We start from the raw sequence: 20754 nt of genomic DNA on the forward strand, positions 1-20754 counted from the left end.
TCCGGTTACTGGCAGGTACGGTAGTCGGCCCCGGGGCCGGCCGTCACCGTCGCTTGCCGAGGAAGTCGAGGATGTGCCCGAACACGTCGAGGGCGGCGCCCCGGCCGAGGAACGTGTCGAGGTGGCCGTAGCCGGGAATCTCCGTGTACGCCACGTCCAGTTGCGGCTGCCGGCGGGCGAGGACATCGTGGCAGAGCTTCTGGGAGTCCAGCCACAGCCCGTTCTCGCTGCCCGCCAGCAGCAGGACGGGGGTGTCGATGCGGCCGGCCGCGTCCAGCGCGTTCTGCGGCAGCGCCCGGTAGCGGTGGTCCCCGTCGTGCCAGCGCACCACGCTCCGGGCCAGCTCGATCCGGCGCAGATGCGGCAGGATCCACAACGGTGCGGGGCCGAGAAGCTCCGCGAGCCGGTTGTGGGTGGCCTCGGACAGGTGCTCGTGAACGAACAGCGAGGCGCCCGTGCCCCACGCCGAGTTGTGCAGGATCTGACAGGTCGGGTCCGGACAGCTCGCCTTCCGGGAGGCCAGCGCGAACAGCGGCGTGTACTTCGACCAGAAGCCCACCTTGCGGAAGTCGACCGGGATGTGGTCGATCCTGCTCTTCAGCAGCTCCCCGGCCACCGACATGCGCAGCGACGTGCGGCCTGCGAGCTTGGGCGTCAGGAAGACGCCCTGCGACACCACGCCCGCGAGCCCCGGCACCAGCCCGGCCGCCATGCTCAGCGACAACGTGAGGGAGCCGATGCAGTGGGCGACCACGAACAGCGGACGGTCGCCGATGCGTTGCCGGATGTGGGAGACGGCCTCGGGTATGTCGTACAGGGCCACGTCGTCGTACGTGTACTTCTGACCGGTCTCGTTGTACGGCAGCCGGCAGCTGCCCCGCCAGTCGAGCAGCCACGGCTCGTAGCCGTCGTCGAGGAGGACGTCGACCAGGTTGCGGGTCTCGGGCAGCAGGAACATGTCCGCGGACGCCGTGTGCCCGTGCAGGAGCAGCACGGCGGGCCGGTCCGCCTCGCCGCTGTCGATGCGGGTCAGACCGAGCCGGACGCCGTCGGTCGCCCGGAAGGGGATCTCCTCGACGGCCGCCGGATCGAGGCGGTGGTGGAGCGGGCGCAGGGCCGTGGTGGTCCTGACCTTCCGGACTGCCGGCCTGGTGGTCCTGGAGTTCGTCGTTCTGAGGATCATCGGTTGCGCTCCGTGAGGGTCGGGTTGCGGCGCAGGTCGAGGAGGTCCGCGGCAGCCCGCGCGAAGGGCCCGAGCAGGCCGCGGCCCATCTCCAGGCCGAACCAGGCGAGCCAGGTCAGCTTGGCGGCCCGCTTCTCCTGACCGGTCAGGCGCGGGTCGACCTTGATGCCGTCGATCTGGTCGCGTATGTAGCTGTCCGCGGGCACGACGACCTCGCCCGCCAGGACCGCCGGTTCGCCCTCGCGGCCGATCTCGACGCTCAGCGCACGGGTCTGCCGCCATACATCGCGGCGGGCCCGGGCGTACTTGCGGCCCTCCAGCCACCAGCTCCCGCCATCGGCGTCACGCAACCCCAGCCGGTAGCAGAGGAGTTGGTGCCGCAGACCGTGCTGCTCAGGGATTCCCTCCTCGGGGCGGATCCAGACGTCGCCGCGTTCCACGACCAGCGGCTCGGGATGCACGGCCGCGCACACCAGCTCGCCGCTGACGTCCACCCGGCGCTCCTTCACCAGCTGGTACATGCTCGCGATGGAGAGGGTGAGCGCCATCGAGCAGGGGGTGTCGGCCGGGGCGCCGACCGGGCCCACGCTGCCCTCCGTCGTCTCGGAGAACCACAGGTACGGCCGGTCGTCCTTGTGCGGCAGCCGGGCGAGGCCGTCGCCTGCGAGCCGCTCGAACGTCTTGAGCTGCGCCTGGGCGTCGTAGCGTTCCGCCCGCGGAAGCCCGAGCGCCTCGACGAGCGCGGCGGTACGCTCGTCGGCCGCAGCCGGGCCCTTCAGCGTCGCCTCACAGAGTTTGAGGGCGGTGGGGCTCTGCAGCACCCTGGTCAGGAAGGCCAGTTCGGGCACCGGGTCGGCCTCGAGGCGGGCGAGGGCGTCGGTGCGCCACTCGTCCCAGTCCTGTACGCGCACGTGCATGCCTCCGAGCGCCATGTCCTGGACGACGTCGTCGAGGGTGTTGGGCACGCCCGTCAGGTTGTAGTCGAAGCCCCAGGCGTCGGGTTCGCAGATGACGCCGACCGCGACCCGGCTCACCCAGTCCACCGGGGCCGCGTTGAGGTAGCGGAAGGCGGGCACGGTGCGGAAGCGGCCGAAGGCGGAGATGAGGCCACTGCTGAGGTCCTGGGGGTTGTATGCGCCGGTCCTGGTGTGGCCGCCGATGCCGCCCGGGCGCATCGCCGTTACCACCAGGCCGTGGTCACGCGCGCGCCTCAGCGCCACTTCCGCGGCCCACTTCGTCTGGTCGTAGCCCGCGACGAGGCGGTCGGCGTGGGCGAGCGGGTCGTCCTCGCCCATGGAGGGGATGCCGACCTCGTTGAAGACGGCGATCGAGGAGATGTGGTGCAGGGGCTTGGGGTGGCCGGTCGCCGCCAGTTCGGCCAGGGTCAGCGCGCCGAGGACGTTGCTCTGCCGCAGCGACTGGTAGCCGCGCAGGAAGTCCACGGCCGCCGCGACGCCGACGACGCTGTCCAGCTCGTGGGCGAGCGCGTTCCACAGGTCGTCGGACAGGCCGAGGTGCGGGCGCCTTATGTCGCCGGGGAGCACGGTCACCCGGCGGCGGATCTCCGAGGACCAGGGGAGCTGGTGACTCTGCAGCGCCTCGCCGAGCCGGGCGACGGCCGCCTCCTCGTCGGCCGCGCGGACCAGGCAGTGGACGTGGGCGTCGCTGTGCCGCAGCAGGTCGAGGAGCATGTGGCTGCCGAGGAAGCCGGTGGCTCCGGTCAGCAGGATCCGGCGCGGTGGCAGCGGATCGGGCGAGGCGGTCCAGGGCAGGCGGTCGGCCAGGGAGAGGTCGGCCAGGATCTGGTCGAGGTCCTCGCGGCGGGCCGCCGAGTGGGGGGCGTCGCTGCTGCCGGTCAGGAGGGTGGTCGCCACCGCCTGTGGGGTGCGGGGGGAAGGGACGGGGAGGGTGGTCGGCGCGGGGGCCGGGCGGGTGCCCGCGGCGGAGAGCGGGACGGCGCCCGGAGGCAGCGGGAGGGTGCCCGGGGCCGCCCGGGTGCCGGTCGCGGTGGCCGCCGGGGTGCCTGCAGCGGCCGTGGCCGAGGGGACGGACGGGGTCCCGGTGGCCACCAGCCAGCGCTGGGCGAGGCTGCGCGGCCGGGCGTCGGCGAACACGTCGTCCAGACCGATCTCCATGCCCAGCTCGCGTTCCAGTGCCGCGACGAGTTCCACCGCGTGCACGGAGGTGCCCCCCGCGTCGAAGAAGTCGGTGTCGGGCGACAGGTGCCCCTCCGGCAGATAGCGGCCCGCCGCGGCGGCGACGGCGTCGGCCAGGCCGTCCACATCCTGCGCCGGGGTGGTGCCGGCTCCGGAATCCGAGCCGGTGCCCGTCGGCTGAAGTGCACCGGAATCCGGGCCGGTCGGCGTGGGCGGGGCGGCCGTCCTGACCTTGGCCAGCAGAGCGTCCACGCTGAGTCCACCGCCGCCCCGCTCGATCGACTCGCCGGTCGCCCGCTGTCCGGCGTACGCCGACACGTCCTCGTTCACATCACGCATGAGAGCCCTTCACCCTGTGCACCGTCCTCATCCCTCACTGCTGCCGAAGGCCGAAGCCGGCCCGGTCACTTCTGCTGCCACGAGCGGAATGCCCGCAGGTGTTCCGGCGTGACCACGCACTCCAGGCGTTCGTCGTCGTGGTCGCCGCCGCCGAGCGCGGCCAGGAGGCGACGGGCCGGAACGTTGCGCGCGGTGCGCTCCGCCGTCAGCCGGACCTTCGCGCAGCCCAGCTCGTCGGCGCGGTCGGCCAGCCATTGCAACAAGCGTTCCTCGACACCTCGGCCGAGCGCCCGGCAGCTCATCATCCAGGCCAGTACGTCGAGTTGGCCGCCCCGCGGACAGATGGCGAGCAGACCGATCTGGCCGTAGTCGCCGAAACGGTCCCGGGCCGCGGCCGTCCACACCTCGCCGCGCTCCCGCCACCGGGCGAGCTCGCCGCCGTCGGCCGACCGGGCGCGGAGGGTGAACTGGTTGGTACGGCGGACGAGCTGCTCCGCCCGCTGGACCCCGTCGTCGGACAGGGCCCGGATGTCGACCTCAAGTTCCAACTGTGCGAGGAACTCTTCGAAACCGGCTTGCTCGCGTACGGCGTCCCGTTCCCGCTCCTGCTCGTAGAACCGCGCACGCAGCGAGTCCTCGGCCGTCGCCGCCGCCGGGACCATCGGCCACAACCGGTACAGGAAATCCTCCAGTTCAGCAGCCGGTGGGCAGGTCACCGAGAGCACCTCCGGCAACGCGGAGCGCACTCCCGCGATCTCCACCGGGTTGTCGTCGAGGAACAGGAAACTCTCCGGTCCGAGGTTGAGCGTGCGCGCCGCATGCTCCAGTCGGCCCGACTTCGGGCCCCAGGTGGCGGAGAGCACGCTGAAGTGCTCCGCCTTCAGCAAGCTGTCCGGGCGGTCCAGGACGGCGCGGACCGTGTCCTCGTCGTTGTTGCTGACCAGTGCAAGCAGCGCGCCCGCGGCACGCCACTGCAACAGCCTCCGTGCCAGCAGGGCACGCGGACCGGTCAGGTCCACCGCCTCCGGGCCGATCTCCCCGGCCACCCCGCCCCACAGGGTCTCGTCGCCGTCCACCGCGATCACCTTGGGCGCGGGGCGCCGCACCGCTGCTACGACCTCGGCGAGTCGTAGGGCCACCGCCGCCTGGAAGTGCGGGGTGAAGGGCAGGTGGGCCAGTCGCTCGGTGGCCTCGTCGAAGCGTTCCTCGACCACGTGGTGACGGGTCCAGTCGTCGGGGCGGAGCACCGCGATGCCGGGCAGCTCGGCAAGCTCGGAGGCGATCTCGCGCTCCCACCGCTCGAAGCGGTCGTCCTCGCGCGCGGACGGCAGGAAGCCGACGATCAGCGGCTTACGGGTCCGCTCGGACAGGGCCCGCAGCGCTGCCGGGTACTCGGTGCGCAGCTGGGAGAGCAGCCCGTCGTCCACCGGGCCGAACCGTTCCAGGTCGCCCGCCCGCAGCAGCACCGCACCCACCTCCGTGGAGGGGTCGGCGAAGACGCCGGAGGGGTCGCGCAGGCAGGCGAGCACCTGGTGGTACGGGGCTTCCGCCACCGTCACGACGCCGTCCTGCGTCGCCTCGTCGACTGCCGCCTCGCACATCAGCGGCAGGTTGCCGAGGGCGAAGGTGGCGGCGAGGGCGAGGGATCGGCGCGGGGCGGCAACGGGCCCGTCGCCGGCCGGGGCTTCGGTCGTGGCCGCGACTTCTGTCGTGGCCGCGACTTCTGTCGTGGCCGCGGCTTCTGTCGTGGCCGCGACTTCTGTCGTGGCCGCGGCTTCTGTCGTGGCCGGGGCGGCGTCGACCGACGCACGCGTCGTACGAACAGGTGCCGTCGGGTCCTCGGCCGCGTCCGCGAGCAGCCGCAGGAACTCCTCCCCCAGCCCGGTGGAGGTCTCCGCGTCCAGGATGTCGAGGTTGTGGTCGAGCCGGACACGGCCGGCGTCCGGGGTCATGGTGATCATCAGGTCGAGGTCGGAGTAGCCTGTCCCGGCCGGCAGCACCTCCAGGTTGGCGAGGCGACCCGCCGAGGAGCGTACGTAGTTGAAGTACACCTCCACCAGCGGGGCGTTCGCCCGGTACAGCCCCTGCTGAGCGAGCGTCGACAGGACGTCCGAGAACATAGCGCCCTTCGCGAGGACCCGGTCGAGACGGCCGTCGGTACGGCGCAGCACCTCCTCGATCCGCTCGTCCGCACCGGCCTCGGCCGGGAACGGCACCGGCACTCCGAAGAAGCCCACCGCGTCGTACGCGTCGGTGTGCATACGCGTGTCCACGGGCACGGCGAGCACGAACCGCTCGCGCTCGCGCTTGCGTGCCAGCAGCACGGTCAGCGTGCCGAGACAGAAGGCGGCGGGCGTGACGGCGAGCCTGCTCGCGGCTGCCGCCACCCGCTCCATGAGCCCGTCGGGAATCGCCACGGTGATGCTGCCGGCCCGGTAGGACCGCGCCGCGGGGCGCGGCCGGGCGAGCGTCAGGTCGAGACGGGCGCTGCCGTGGAATGCCTCGCGCCACTCGGCAGCGCCGGCACCGGGCCCCTCGCCGGCCTGCTGGGACTCGATCAGCAAGTCGATGTCGCGGTTGGTGACGGCGTCACCGAGCCGGGTGCCGGACAGCTCGGCGTCGATCTCCCCCGCCACGAGCAGGAGCGACTGCAGATCGCTCACCGCGTGATGCGCGCCGAACAGCAGGATCTGGCCTCGCGCCCCGCCGTCGAGCAGCTCGAACCGCCACAGCGGCGGGTTCGCCAGGTCGAACGACGGCTCCAACAACTCCCGCAGCCGGTCGGCTGCGTCGAGTCCGGTGTCGGTGGCCACTTCCGTCCACCGCAGCACCGGCTGCGCCGGGTCCCGGTCCACCCGCAGCTGCCGCGTGCGTCCGGTGTCGGTGACGATCGCGGTGCGCAGGGCCGCGTGGCGCCCGGAGAGTCGGGTGAGGATGTCGGTGAGCGCCTCGCGGCTTGTCGGCGCAGTGAGCCGCACGGCCAGGCCGACGGCGTGCGCCGCTTCCGGCATGCCCGGCCGGGCACTGCGCAGCAGCCGTACGACGTCGCGGGTCGCGGGCCGCAGTTCGGTCTCCGGCACCTCCGGCGTGAGGTCGGCCCGCTGCTCCTGTGCCGCTTCGTTCCGCTCGGGCAGGGCCGCGCCCAGCGCCCGTGCGAGGCCGCGGATGTCGGACGCCGAGAAGACATCGGCGGTCGCAAGTTCGACGCCCACCTCGCGGGCGAAGGTGTTGCGCAGCCGGACGAGCATCAGGGAGTCCAGGCCCAGTTCCTTCAGGGCCGTGGTCGCCGACACGTCCACGGCTCCCCCGGAGACGTCGCCCACCCTGGCCCGTACGTACGCTTCGAGCCAGGCGGCGCGGTCGTGGTCGTTCGTCGCCGCGAACACCTTCTTGACGAGGCCGTCCGAGTCCGCCGTACCGGTCGGGACGCTGACCAGGTCGCCCAGGATCGGTCGGTTCCGCGCCGCGTCCGGGTCGAGCGCCAGCATCTCCCAGTCCAGGGCGACGGGAGCGAGCTGGCGACGGGAGGTGGCCAGCACCCGCTCGAACAGCTCGCCGCCGTCCTGCGGGGAGAAGGCGACCAGGCCGGACCGGCTGGTCTCCGCGGACCGCGTGCCGGACTCAGAGACCATGCCGACGCCCTTCCAGGCACCCCAGTCGAGGCTCAGCGCCCGCCGGTCGCTACGGGAGAGGTGGTGCGCCCAGGCGTCGAGGAAGGCGTTCGCCGCCGAGTACGGACTCTGTCCGGCCGAGCCGAGCAGACCGGCCGCCGAGGCGAACAGGACCAGGCTCCCGGCTTCCGGGACCAGCTCGCTCAGCAGGGCGGTGCCCAGGACCTTGGGGGCGAGGACCCGCAGGACTCGTTCGTCCGTCAGGTTCGCCACCGTGGCGTCGTCGAGCACACCGGCCGCGTGGACGACTCCGGTGATCCGGCCGGCTTCACGTCGTACGGCGTCCAAGGCGGCCGTCAGGCCGTCACGGTCGGCGACATCGGCGCGGGCGAGGTGCACGGTGACGCCGCGCGCTTCGAGACCCTTGATCCAGCTCGCGCTGCCGGCGTCGGGCCTGCCCCGGCTCATCAGAGCCAGTCGGCGGGCTCCGCGGCGGACCAGTCGCTCGGCGACGACGCGGCCGAGGCCACCCAGACCGCCGGTGATCAGGTACACGCCGTCCGGGGTGATCTCCCCTTGACCGCCGTCGTCCGGGCGGGTGCGGGCCAGGCGCGGCACCAGACGGCCCGAGTCCCGCAGCGCGACGAGCCGTTCGTCGTCCGCGTGCCGCAACTGCGTCCACAGGGCGTCGGCGCCGTCCGCGGACGGCAGGTCGATCAGCGTGGTCGACAGTTCGGGGTACTCCTGCGCCACCGCGAGACCGAAGCCCCAGGCGAGCGCCTGCTGAGGGTGCGTCACCTGCGTGCTGTCCCCGGCGGCCTGGCTGCCGCGTACGACCACGAACAGGCGGGGAGCCCGTCCCTGCGGGCGGTCGGCGAGCGCCCGCACCAGGTGGAGGGTGCTCAGGCAGCACAGCCGGGCCGCTTCCCGGGCGGTACGGGCATCGCCGATCGCCGGGGCGTCGAGCGCGGACAGCTGGACCACCTGCTCGGGCGGTCCGTCGGCGAAGGCCTCGTCGAGCAGACGGGAAAAGTGCTGTGGATCGGCCGGGTCGAGGACATATCGGCCGGGACCTTCGACGCCGAACGACTCACCCCTGCGTGCGATCACATGGGGCACCGTCGAGCCCAGCCGCTCACCGAGTTCGGCGGCCACGCCCGTCTCGTCGGCCAGGATCAGCCAGCTTCCCCTGGCCGGCGGCTCCTGCGCGACGGGGCGCGGCTGCCAGCGGGTCTCGAAGAGCGCGCCGTCCAGCGGCGAGAGAGCGGCGAGCTCTAGGTCCTGTGCCTCCAGGACCAGTTGCTCGTTCTCGTCCCAGAGCCTCAGGTCCAGGGTCGCGTTGTCCCCGTCGACGGACCGCAGATGGCAGGTCACCCACATGGGCGTGGTGCGCAGTCCCGTGAACCGCATCCGGCCCACGCCGGCGGGCACGAACGCCCGGTCCTCGGGCGCGTCGCCCGGCAGGGCGGCCGTGTGGAAGGCGGAGTCGAGGACGGCGGGATGCAGCAGGTGGCCGGCGGCGGGCCTGTCGGCCAGCCGGCCGAGCGCCGCCGAGTGCGTGCGGTGGCCCTCCTCGAGGCCACGGAAGGCGGGGCCGTAGTCGATGCCGAGGACGGTGAGCCCGGCGTAGACGCTCGACAGGTCGACCTCTTCGTCGCACCGCTCGCGCAGCGCGGCCGGCCGCTCGCCCGGCTCGGCCGCGGGCCGGTCGGCGGTCACAGCGACACGTCCGCCCACGTGCCGCTCCCATCGCGGGCGCCGCTCACCGGCGGGCGCAGAGGCGATGGTGAAGTCCCTGAAACCGTCCTCGTCGGGCCGCATGACCAGTTGCAGCCGTACGGGCCGGTCCGCGTCCAGACGCAGCGGTTGTACGAACCGGACGTCGGCCAGCCGCACTTCGCCGCCGTCCTGCAGAGCGGACGCGGCCTCCAGGGCCATGTCGAGGAAGGCGGCGCCGGGCAGCCAGACCTCACCGCTGACCTGGTGGTCGGTCAGAAAGGCGAAACGGCTGTCGCGCAGGTCCACCTCGCTCTGGAAGATGTGCCTGCCGGGTTCGTCGCTGGCCTCGATGTGCGTGTCGAGCAGCGGAGAGCCGCCGCCCGACCGGGAGGCCGGAGCAGGCGCGAGCCAGTGGCGCTCGCGGGCGAAGGCGTACGTCGGCAGATCGACCCTGCGGCCGTCCGGGAACAGCACCGGCCACTCGGGGGTGTGCCCGGCCGTGTACAACTCCCCCAGCCTGCGCAGCAGGACGTCGCGGCCGTCCTGCTGCCTGCGCAACGAGCCGATACCGACCGCGTCGATCCCGGCCTCGGCCGCCACCGCCTCGATCGACGCGGTGAGCGACGGGTGCGGGCTCAGCTCGACGAAGTAGCGGTAGCCGTCGTCCAGCATCCGCCGGATCGTGTCCGCGAACCGGACGGGTTGTCTGAGGTTGGCGTACCAGTACTCGGCATCCAGCCGGTCGCCGGGCACGGGTTCGGCCAGCACCGCCGAGTAGAGCGGGGTCGGCGTCCGCGTGCCCGCGATACCGGCAAATCGCTCGAGCAGTTCCTCGCGGAGCGGGTCCATCAAAGGAGTGTGCGAGGCGAAGGGTGTCGAGAGGCGCCGTGCGGGGATTCCCTGCTCGTCGAGGTGTCGGCTCAGCTCGGCCAGTGCGTCGGCGTCACCGGAGACGGCCGTGGAGCGTGCGCTGTTGACCGCTGCGACGAACAGCCGGTCCGTGTACGGCGCGAGCAGCTTCTCGGCCTCCGCGCGTGGCAGCTCCACGGCCAGCATCCCGCCCCGTCCGACCAGCGGAACGACCGCCTGTGCGCGCCCGGTGACCACGGCCACCGCGTCGTCCAGGGTGAGGGCGCCGGCGCTGTACGCGGCGGCGATCTCGCCCAGGCTGTGCCCGACCACCGCATCCGGGGAGATGCCGTGCGCACGCCAGGCGGCGGCCAGCGCCGCATTGACCGCGAACAGCACGGGCTGCAGGAACTCGGTCCGGTCGAGCGGGGTGAATTCCTCCGGCGCCCGCAGCACGTTGAGCACCGACCAGCCGACCTGGCGGCGTACCGTCTCGTCGATACGGGACAGTTCCTCGCGGAACGCCTCCGTGCCGGCCATCAACTCGACACCCATGCCCGGCCATTGACCACCGTGCCCGGCGAAGACGAAGGCCACCTTGCCCGTCTGCTCCTCGCGGGGCGGTGGAAGCGGCAACCGTCCGGTCGCCAACGCGTTGAGCGCGGAGTGCAGTTCGTCCCGGTCGCCCGCCACGATCGCCGCGCGCCGTTCGAAGTGGCTACGGTGGCGCGCCAGCGTGTGGGCGACGTCCGGCAGCGCGGTGTCCTCGGTCACGTGCCGGGCCAGCCGCGCGGCCTGCCCCCGCACGGCGTCCTCACTGCGCCCCGACAGCACGAACAGCCGCTTCCCCGGGGTGACGTCGCCCTGCGGCTCCGCGCCGACCGACGGGGCCTCCTCCACGATCACATGCGCGTTGGTTCCGCTGATCCCGAAGGCGCTCACGCCCGCACGCCGTGTTCGCTCCCCCGACGGCGGCCAGGCCACGGCCTCCTGCAGCAGGTGCAGCCCGCTGCCGTCCCAGTCGACGTGCCTGCTGGGCGTGCCGGCGTGCAGCGTGCGCGGAAGGCTCTGGTGGCGCAGCGACTGCACCACCTTGATGAGCCCGATCACGCCCGAAGCCGCCTGAGCATGCCCGATGTTGGACTTGAGCGAGCCCAGGTGCAGCGGCCGGTTCTGCGGACGCGAGTCGCCGAAGACCTCGGACAGGGCGTTCGCCTCGATCGGGTCACCGAGGGTCGTGCCCGTCCCGTGCGCCTCCACGTAGTCGATGTCGCCCGGCTCGAGCGCGGACAGCTCCAACGCCCGCCGGATCACCTGCTCCTGAGCCGGACCGTTGGGCGCTGACAGCCCCTGGCTGCGTCCGTCCTGGTTGACGGCCGTGCCACGCAGAACGGCCAGCACCTCGTCACCGTCGCGGCGCGCGTCACTCAGCCGCTTCAGTACGACCATTCCCGCGCCCTCGGCCCAGATGGCGCCGTCGGCCTCGTCGGAGAAGGAGCGGCAGCGACCGGTCGGGGACAGGCCCCGCAGACGGCTGAACTCCACGAAGGTCCCCGGCGTCACCATCAGCGTCACACCACCGGTGAGGGCCAGGTCGCACTCGCCCGACCGCAGCGCCTGCGCCGCCAGGTGCAGCGCCACCAGCGACGAAGAGCACGCCGTGTCGACCGTCATCGCCGGGCCGCCCAGCCCCAGCGCGTACGCGAGGCGGCCCGAGGCCACGCTCAGCGCCGATCCCGTACCGACGTACCCGTCCAGCTGATCGAGGCGGGACCCCGCCAGGTAGTCGCTGCCGAACATGCCGACATACACACCGGTGGTGCTTCCCGCCAGCTCGGCGGGCACGATCCCGGCGCGCTCCAATGCCTCCCACGCGGTCTCCAGCAGCAGGCGCTGCTGCGGGTCCATGGCTGCCGCTTCCTTCGGGGTGATCCCGAAGAAGCCCGCGTCGAACGATTCGATGTCGTCCAGGAAGCCACCTTCCCGGGCATACGACTTGCCCAGGGCTTCCGGGTCGGGGTCGTACAGCGACTCCACGTCCCAGCGTCCCGCCGGGAACGGGCCCACCGCGTCGTGGCCCTCCGCGACCAGGCGCCACAGATCCTCCGGATCGCTCACTCCGCCAGGCAGACGGCATGCCATGGCCACCACGGCGACCGGCTCGTCGGACACCGAGGTCGCGGTGCGGGCTTCCTGCCGGTCGGGCGCGGTCGGGCGGGTCTTACGGCCGCCCGTCGCGAGTGCGGTGGTCAGCAGGTGGTCGGTGAGCCGGGCCGGGGTGGGGTGGTCGAACAACAGGGTGGCAGGAAGTCTGGCACCGATGCGCGTGCCGATACGGTTGCGCAGTTCGACGGCCGTCACCGAGTCCATGCCGAGATCGCGCAGCGGCCGGTCGGGGCGGAGGGACTCCGCAGAGCGCAGGCCGAGGGCGCGGGAGGCTTCCTCGCGGACCAGGGCCAGTACGCGCGCGGCGCGTTCGGCCTCGGGCAGTCGGGCCAGGCGGTCCGCCAGGCTGTCACCGCCGTCCTGGCCGGTGCGGGGCGCCGGCAGCAGCGAACGCCACAGTGCCGCGGCGGTGCCGCCTGCGGCGGCCGCGGTCTCGCGCAGGCGGGGCAGATCCAGGGCCCAGGCGACGAGGTGGGGTGCGCCGTGCCGCAAGGAGAGCTCGACGAGTTCGCGGCCCTGGTCGGGGCTGAGGGCGCGATGGCCGAGGCGGGCCATCCGCTCCAGGTCGGCGTGTTCGGCGGCGAGGCCCTCACCCGCCCACGCGCCGAAGGAGACCGAGACGCCGGGCAGGCCCAGGGCCCGCCGGTGGTGCGCCAGTTGGTCGAGGAAGACGTTGGCTGCCGCGTAGTTGCCCTGTCCCGCGTTGCCGACGACCCCGGCGGCCGAGGAGACCAGCAGGAAGAGGTCGAGCGGCGCACCGGCGGTGAGCCGGTGCAGGTGGGAGGCGCCGTCGACCTTGGGGCGCAGCACCTGAACAAGGCGCTCGGGCGTCAGCTCGGCGACGACGCCGTCGGCCAGGACGCCGGCGCAGTGCACGACGCCGCGCAGTGGCAACTCCTCGCCGATGCGGGCGAGTACGTCGGCCACGGCCGCCGCGTCCGCGATGTCGCAGGGAACCACCTCGACCTCGGCGCCGAGAGCGTTCAGTTCCGCGGTCACCTCGTCGGTCCGCGAGTCGTACGGACCTTGACGGGACGTCAGCACCAGTCGTGGTACGCCATGTTCGGCCAGGAGCCGGGCGATGTGCCGGCCGACGGCACCCAGACCTCCGGTGATCAGCACTGTGCCGTCGGTGGGCACGAGGGTGGGACGGCCGGCCAGGTCGAGGACGACGGGACGGTCCGACACGGTCCGCAGCCGCATCGCCTCGCGCGCGGCGGTGACAGGCAGGACCTGGGGGCGAGCGGGGCGCACCTGTCCGGCGGCGACCGCCGCGACGGCCGCGCGCAGGGCCGCGCCGAGCTGTTCACGGCCGGGCGCGGACGCGTCGGCGGCGGACTCCGGTGCCAGGGGCAGGGCGGCGGCCGTGGTGAACGGCAGGCCGTCGGGGAGTACCGCGACCAGCCGCGCGTCGGCGATCGCCTCGGAGCCGGGCGCGGTGTCGGCGAGGGCGAGGACGGGCAGACCGGGGGCGAGTCCTTCGACGTCGGCGCCGACCTCGGTGAGCACACCGGCGCACGCGGCGCGCAGGGCCTCGTCACCTGGGACGAGGGCCCCGGTGGGGTGCACACCGGCCGCGTGCACCTGGATCCTCACCTGGCCGGGGGCCAGGGCCTTGGGTGCCACCGCGCGCAACGTCACATCCGCCGGAAGGCCGGCCAGCTCGTAGCCGTCCTCTGCCGGGATCCGCAATTCGTCGCCTGCACGGGCGCGCACCAACCGCGGGACGAGCAATGTGCCTGCACGGAAGGCGAGTTCGGGCTCTTCGGCATGCGCCACAGCGGCCGGCAGAGCACCCGCGGGATCAGAGCCCTCGAGGTCGAGCAGGGTCAGCCCCAGGTCCGGGTGTTCCGTGCGGGCGCTGCGGGCCAGGCCCCAGAGCACCGACTGGGCGAAGCCTGGCACCGTGTCCCCGTCGGCGGCCGCGACCGCGCCGCGGGTCACCCAGACGGTCCGCGAGGGTGCCTCGTCCTGCGGGAGGTTGATCAGCGCACGCAGTTCGGCCAGTGCCGTGGCAGCCAACTCCTGCGCCACGGATGCCGGTTCGGTGTCCGCCGCCGCGCGCGGCCAGAACCTCACGAGGACGTCGGCGCCCGTTTCGCCCACCTGGATCCCGGCCGCCTCAAGGCCTCGCAGGGTCGCCGTGACCTGCGGGTCAGACCGGTCACCGAGGACGGCCCATGCGGTGCCCGGCCCCTCTGCGGGCTCTTCGGTTACGGCCGTCCACGCCACCTCGTACAAGTGCCGGCCGCTTTCCGAGGCACCGTTCAGGTCCGCCGGGTCCGCGGCCCGCAGCCGTACGCTCTCCAGGCGGGCCGCCGGGAGACCGTCGGCGTCCCACAGCGTCACGTCCAGCGTGAGGTCCGTGCCGGAGCCGCCCGTTCGCCGTACGGACGCGGTGAGGTCCGTCGCGCCGCCGGGCGGCAGGACACAGCGGCCCACAGCCACCGGCAGCAGCACCCGGCCGTCGGACGCGTCGAACGCCGCGGCCAGCTGCAGCGCGGCGTCGAGCAGCGCCGGGTGGACCGGGTACGGGTCGGCCACGTCGCGGGCCGAGGACGGCAGCGAGAGCCGGGCCAGCAGCGCGCCGTCGGCGGTCGTGACCGCCGACCGTACGCCCTGGAAGGCCGATCCGTAGCCGAGTCCGAGCGCGCTGAGCCGCTCGTACGTCTGCGGGCTCCAGGCCGGCTCGGCCTCCTCCGGCCACACCGGCGGCTGCCCCGCCGTCACCGGGGCGGATACGATGGCAGAGGCGGTGACGTGCAGGGTCCAGCCCGTGGACTCCTGGCCGCGCGGACGGCTGTGCACGGTGACCTCAGGTGCAGGACCGGCGGTGACCACTTCGACGGACACCTCGACGGTGCCGGACCCGGGCAGGGTGAGCGGCGCGAGGAGGAGCAGGTCGGTGACGTCACCGGGTTCGTCCGGGCGGGCCACGGCGAGCGCGGCGCGGCACAGCTCCATCAGGGTCGTGCCCGACACCACGGTCCGCCCGAACACGGCGTGGTCGGGCAGCCAGTCGGCGGTGGCCGGGGACCACTCGTTGCGGAAGGTCCAGCGGGTCTCGTCCGCCGACTGCAGCTGGATGCCGAGCAGCGGGTGCGCGGCGCGGTCGAACAGTCCGGGGGCGCCGGGGGCGGACTCGGGCTCGATCCAGTGGCGCTGCTGGTCCCAGGCGTACGTCGGCAGGTCCAGCGTCCCGGCGTCGGCGACCAGTCGGCGCCAGTCGATCTGCCGTCCGTTGACGTGGAGTTCGGCCGCGGCCCGCTCCAGGCAGGCGGGCCCGTCCTCGTCGCGGCGCAGCGATCCGACGGCGACCACTTCGTGGGCAGCGTCCTCGGTGTCCTCGGTGTCCTCGGCCACCGTGCGCACAGCGGTGAGCAGGGACGGGTGGGGGCTGAGCTCGAGGAAGTAGCGGTAGCCGTCGGCGGCCATGCGTTCGACGGTGGGCGCGAAGCGGACGGGTTCGCGCAGGTTGGTGTACCAGTAGTCGGCTTCCAGCTCCTCGTCGACCGGCTCGCCCAGGACCGTGGAGTACCAGGCAACGGACGTCGGGCAGGTGGCGACCCCGTCGAGTTCCTCGAGGATCGCCGCGCGCACCGGCTCGACCTGGGCGCTGTGGGAGGCGTAGTCGACGTCGAGGCGGCGGACGAACACCTGCTGCCGGTCGAACTCGGCGAGCAGCGCTTCCAACGGTTCCACGTCTCCTGCGATCACCGTCGAGCGGCCGCTGTTCACAGCGGCGACGCACACCCGGCCGCCGAGGGCGGCGAGGCGGGCCTCCACCTCGGTGTGCGGAAGGGCGACCACCGCCATGGCGCCGGTGCCGGACAGCTCGGTGAGGGCCTGGCTGCGCAGGGCGACCACAGCCGCCGCGTCGTTGAGGCTGAGCGCCCCGGCGACGCAGGCTGCGGCGACCTCGCCCTGGCTGTGCCCGATCACGGCGTCCGGTCGTACGCCACGGGCTCGCCACACAGCGGCCAGGGACACCATCACGGCGAAGAGGACCGGCTGGACGACGTCCACACGGTCCATGGGCGGGGCGCTCGCGTCGCCGCGCAGAACGGCCGCCACCGACCACGTGGTGAACGGGCGCAGGGCGGCGTCGCACCGGTCGAGTTCGTCCGCGAACACCGTGGAGTGGTCCAGCAGATCGCGCGCCATACCGGCCCATTGGGCCCCCTGCCCGGGGAAGACGAAGGCCAGCTTCCCGGAGGAAATGGTCCGTCGAGGGCCGACGACCAGGTCGGCGTCGGGCTGTCCCTCGGCAAGCCCGTGCAACGCGGTCAGCAGTTCTTCGCGGTTGCCCACCTGCACGACGGCTCGGTGCTCGAAGTGCGTACGGTGGTGGGTGAGCGTTCCGGCCACATCAGGCAGTGGCAACCGCGGCTGGGCCGCGAGCGCTTCAAGCAGACGGCGGGCCTGTCCCTGGAGGGCGGGGAGGGTGCGGGCGGAGAGCGGGAAGAGGGTCTTGCCAGGCAGTTCCGCGGAGGGCTCTTCGGCAGTCGGTTCCTGATCGGCCGGTACCTGAGCAGCCAGTACCTGAGCAGCCGGTACCTCTGCAGCCGGTTCCGGTGCGGGAGGCTCCTCGGCAGGCTTGGGCTCGGCAGCCAGTTCCGGTGCGGGAGGCTCCTCGGCAGACTTGGGCTCGGCAGCCGTCTGCTGGTCGGTCGGCTGCGGCTGCGGCTGCGGCTGCGGCTGCGGCTGCGGCTGCGGGGCGGGCGTCGGCGCGCAGGCCGGCCGCGCCAGGTCCTCGGGCGCCTCTTCCAGCACCACATGGGCGTTGGTACCGCTGATCCCGAACGCGCTCACCCCGGCCCGCCGCACCCGGTCACCGCCCCGCGGCCATGCCTCGGCGCTGCTGTGCACGCGAATGCCGCCGCCGGCCCAGTCGACGTGCTCGGTCGGGGTCTCGGCGTGCAGCGACGCCGGGAGCAACTCGTGGCCGAGTGCCAGCACCGTCTTGATGACACCGCCGATGCCCGCCGCGGCCTGGGTGTGGCCGATGTTGGACTTCAGGGAGCCGATACCGAGCGGCCGTTCGGCCGGGCGGCCCGGCCCGAAGACGGCGGCAAGCGCCCGGCCCTCGATGGGGTCGCCGAGCCGTGTGCCCGTGCCGTGCGCCTCCACGTGGTCCAGGTCGTCGGGCCTGAGCCCGGCGGCGTCCAGGGCGGCGCGCAGAACCCGTTCCTGCGCAGGACCGTTCGGGGCACTCAGCCCCTGGCTGCGGCCGTCCTGGTTGATCGCCGACCCCTTGACGACCGCGAGGACCCGGTCACCGTCCCGGCGTGCGTCCGCGAGCCGCTTGAGCAGCACCAGACCGCAGCCCTCGGCCCACACCACGCCGTCCGCGTCGGTCGAGAACGGGCTGCACCGCCCGGACGGCGACAGCCCGCGCAGCCTGCTGAACTCGACGTGTCCGCGCGGGGTCACCAGCAGCGTCGCGCCGCCCGCGAGCGCGAGGTCGCACTCGCCGCTCGCCAGCGCCCGCGCGGCCAGATGCAGGGCGACGAGGGAGGAGGAGCAGGCGGTGTCGACGGTGACCGCCGGGCCTTGGAGACCGAGGGTGTAGGCGATGCGGCCGGAGGCCACGCTGGACGCCGAGCCGGTGCCGACGTGCCCGTCGAGTTGGCCCAGTCCGGCCGAGGCCAGGTATCCGCTGTCGTACAGGCCGACGTAGACGCCCGTGGAGCTGCCGTTCAGCGTCTCCGGAACGATCCCGGCACGCTCTGTCGCCTCCCAGGTGGTCTGCAGAAGCAGCCGCTGCTGCGGGTCCATCGCCGCGGCCTCGCGCGGCGAGATCCCGAAGAAGGACGCGTCGAAACGGTCGATGTCGGAGAGGAAACCGCCGCGCAGGGTGTACGCCTTGCCGACTGCCTCCGGGTCGGGGTCGTACAGCCCTTGAGTGTCCCAACGGCCCGCGGGCACCTCGGAGATGGCGTCCTCGCCCGTGGTCAGCAGTCGCCACAGCGCCTCGGGGTCGTCGGCGCCGCCGGGAAAGCGGCAGGCCATGGAGATGATCGCGATGTCGTCGTCCGCCTGTACGGTCCCGTCCGCCGGTGCAGGTTGCGGCGCCCTCACCGCCGCCGTCGGCGCACCGGCGGGCCCGGCGTCGAGGACCACCTCGGCGATCGCGGCGATCGTGGGGTGGTTGAAGACGAGCGACGGCTCCAGCGGTCGGCCGATGCGCTCGGAGAGATCCGCGGCCAGGGTCACCAACTGGCGTGACCCCAGCCCGAATTCGGCGATGGGCCGCTCCGGGTCGACGGCCAGCGGGTCGAGCCCGGCCGCCTCGGCAACGGCCGACGCCAGCCAGGCCCGCACACCCTCCAGGGTCGTGACGGACCTCTCGGCGGACTGCTTCGGGGACTCGTTCGCAGGCATCTAGACAGGTGTCCTCGTGAACTCGGGCTCGGACGGTTTCCGTACGACCGGTACGGCCGGTGCACCCGGCATGCGGCTGATGCCGCCGGCATACGGCTGACGTCCGGCGGATTCGGGCGCCGCACGACCGGGAGTGGCCGGCGCGCGACCAGTAGGACCGATGTGCAGCTGTCGGCGGCGCACGGGCGTGCCGGCGGCGGCTGAATTCAGCCCATGGCGGGCGTCTCGACCACGGAGAGCGCGCCGTTGAGGTACGCCGTCCGTGAAGCGCCGCGCTGGATCTTTCCGCTGGACGTCTTGGGGATGGTGCCGGGGTGGACCAGCACGACGTCGCGCACCGACAAGCCGTGGGCCTCGCCGATCGCGCTGCGGATCAGGTCGGTGATCTTCTCGGACTCGCCCGCCGCCTCCGGGTCGGTCTCGGCGACGATGACGGGCTGCTCGCCCTCGGCTCCGCCGTCCACGGAGAACGCGGCCGTGCAGCCGGGTCGCAGCGCCCAGTGAGACATCTCGGCGGACAGCTCCAGGTCCTGCGGATAGTGGTTACGCCCGTCGATGACCATGAGGTCCTTGAGGCGGCCGGTGACGAAAAGCTCGCCGTCACGCAGGAATCCGAGGTCGCCGGTCCGAAGGAAGCGGCCCTCGCGGCCCTTCAGAGCGGCCCGGAAGGTCTCGCGCGTGGCGAGGGTGTTGCGCCAGTAGCCCTTGGCGACGCTCGCGCCGCCGACCCAGATCTCGCCGACCTCGCCGTCCGGCAGCTCCTCCTGCAGCTCGGGGTCGGCGATCACCACCGTCATGCCGGGGCCCGGCCGGCCGGAGCCGACCGCCGCCGCATCCTCCGCACCTGCGTGCGGACCGGTCGCGGCGGCCTCGACCAGGGTGGGCGGGGCCTCCACGGAGCTGCCGGTGACCATGAGCGTGGCCTCTGCCAGGCCGTAGCACGGGTAGAGGGCCTCACGGCGGAAGCCGGCCGCGCCGAAGGTCTCGGTGAACCGGCGCACCGTGGCCGCGCGCACCGGTTCTGCGCCGTTGAAGGCGACCTTCCAACGGCTCAGATCGAGGCCGTCGAGGAGGTCGGGAGTGGCGTGCTTCAGGCACAGCTCGTACGCGAAGTTGGGGCCGCCGCTGGTGTGCGGGCGGTAGCGGCTGAGGGCGGTCAGCCAGCGCCCGGGCTTCTGCAGGAAGTGCAGCGGGGAGAAGAGCGTGGCGGTCACGCCGAGGTAGACCGTGTTCAGGACCGGGCCGATGAGGCCCATGTCGTGGTAGACGGGCAGCCAGCTGACGAACAGTTCGTGGTCGTACTCCGCGATCGTCTCCGGCGTGTGGCCCATGCGCTCCGTGATGACCCGCTCGTTGTCCAGCAGGTTCCCGTGGGTCACCATCACGCCACGCGGGGCGGAGGTGGAACCGGAGGTGTACTGGAGGAAGGCGACCGAGTCGGCGGCGAGGTCGGGTTCGCGCCAGGAGCCGGCCGCGTCGTCGGGGATGTCCTCGGTGGCGACGCAGGTGATCTCGGCCAGTTCGGGCAGATGTTCCGCCATGGCGCCCAGGGCGGCGATCACCTCACGGCCGCCCAGGATCACCTTGGCGTCCGCGTCGGCGATCAGGCGCTTCATCCGGGTCAGGGCGCGGTGGTTCTGCGACCGTCCCTGCGGGGGCACGCCGGGCACGGCGACGACCCCGGCCGACAGACAGCCCAGGTAGCCGCAGATGAACTCGAGGCCGGGCGGGTAGAGCAGCATGGCGCGGGAGCCGGCCAGTCCACGTTCCTGCAGCCAGGCGGCGACGGCCCGGGACCGGCCGGCCAGGCGCCCGTACGAGATGTCCCGGATCTCGCCGTCGCAGTCCCCCGTGACGAGATAGCGGTAGGCGGTCCGGTCGGGGTGTTGTGAGGCGTGCGTGGTCAGGAAGTCGACCAGGGAACGAGCCATGTGACGAGTCTCACCTGTCCGGATAAGTGGGCGAGGAAACCGAAGTCCGAGGGCCGCGTCCTACGTACGCGCAGAAGCCGTGGCCGACCTGGCCCCCTTGCCAGGGCGTCCGTCTCGACCGCCCGCCCAAGGAGTTGCGGCGATGTGTCCGCCGACTCCTCGTGCCCCCCATTCGATTTACTACCAATGAGTAGCACCATAGCAAGTCCCACCGGCCCGACAGGCGGAGCGGATGTAAACCCTGGATGTCCAACGGAGTTGGACGGTAAGACGCCCCGCTGGAGAGCGGTGCCGCTCACTCGCGAGGACGCGGGTGTCCGGTGACCGGTTCCGATGCCTTGGGTGCTCTTATGCGATCAGCGAGCGTGTGAGTTTCTCGTCGGTGGCCCAGTTGTGCGGTTGGCGGCAGCCAATGC

General features: G+C 72.8%; 4 protein-coding genes. All 4 read right to left on the reverse strand.

Features of this window, described 5'->3' with window-relative positions; all coding sequences use genetic code 11:
• Positions 1–43 precede the first annotated feature (43 nt).
• On the reverse strand, positions 44–1183 hold the full coding sequence (locus tag ACFU5O_RS20925) for an alpha/beta hydrolase (protein ID WP_384242519.1): 1140 nt from the start codon (positions 1181–1183) through the stop codon (positions 44–46).
• The gene (locus ACFU5O_RS20930; protein WP_384242521.1) at positions 1180–3678 is read right to left on the reverse strand and encodes a thioester reductase domain-containing protein; all 2499 of its coding nucleotides are present in this window, start codon (positions 3676–3678) and stop codon (positions 1180–1182) included. Before ACFU5O_RS20930 ends, ACFU5O_RS20925 begins: the two co-directional genes overlap by 4 nt.
• A gap of 65 nt (positions 3679–3743) precedes the next feature.
• Positions 3744–18407, reverse strand: coding sequence for an SDR family NAD(P)-dependent oxidoreductase (locus tag ACFU5O_RS20935; RefSeq protein WP_384242523.1), 14664 nt, complete (start codon positions 18405–18407; stop codon positions 3744–3746).
• A gap of 206 nt (positions 18408–18613) precedes the next feature.
• Positions 18614–20338: a fatty acyl-AMP ligase gene (locus ACFU5O_RS20940; RefSeq protein ID WP_384242526.1), complete on the reverse strand. Its 1725-nt coding sequence runs from the start codon at positions 20336–20338 to the stop codon at positions 18614–18616.
• Positions 20339–20754 lie beyond the last annotated feature (416 nt).

The organism is Streptomyces sp. NPDC057445 (assembly GCF_042802855.1).
In the GTDB taxonomy this organism is placed as follows: domain Bacteria; phylum Actinomycetota; class Actinomycetes; order Streptomycetales; family Streptomycetaceae; genus Streptomyces.

What these genes read in the sequence shown, in the direction of transcription:
- ACFU5O_RS20925 (WP_384242519.1), bottom strand. Translation starts at nt 1,183, where the DNA reads ATGATCCTCAGAACGACGAACTCCAGGACCACCAGGCCGGCAGTCCGG.
- ACFU5O_RS20930 (WP_384242521.1), bottom strand. Translation starts at nt 3,678, where the DNA reads ATGCGTGATGTGAACGAGGACGTGTCGGCGTACGCCGGACAGCGGGCG.
- ACFU5O_RS20935 (WP_384242523.1), bottom strand. Translation starts at nt 18,407, where the DNA reads ATGCCTGCGAACGAGTCCCCGAAGCAGTCCGCCGAGAGGTCCGTCACG.
- ACFU5O_RS20940 (WP_384242526.1), bottom strand. Translation starts at nt 20,338, where the DNA reads ATGGCTCGTTCCCTGGTCGACTTCCTGACCACGCACGCCTCACAACAC.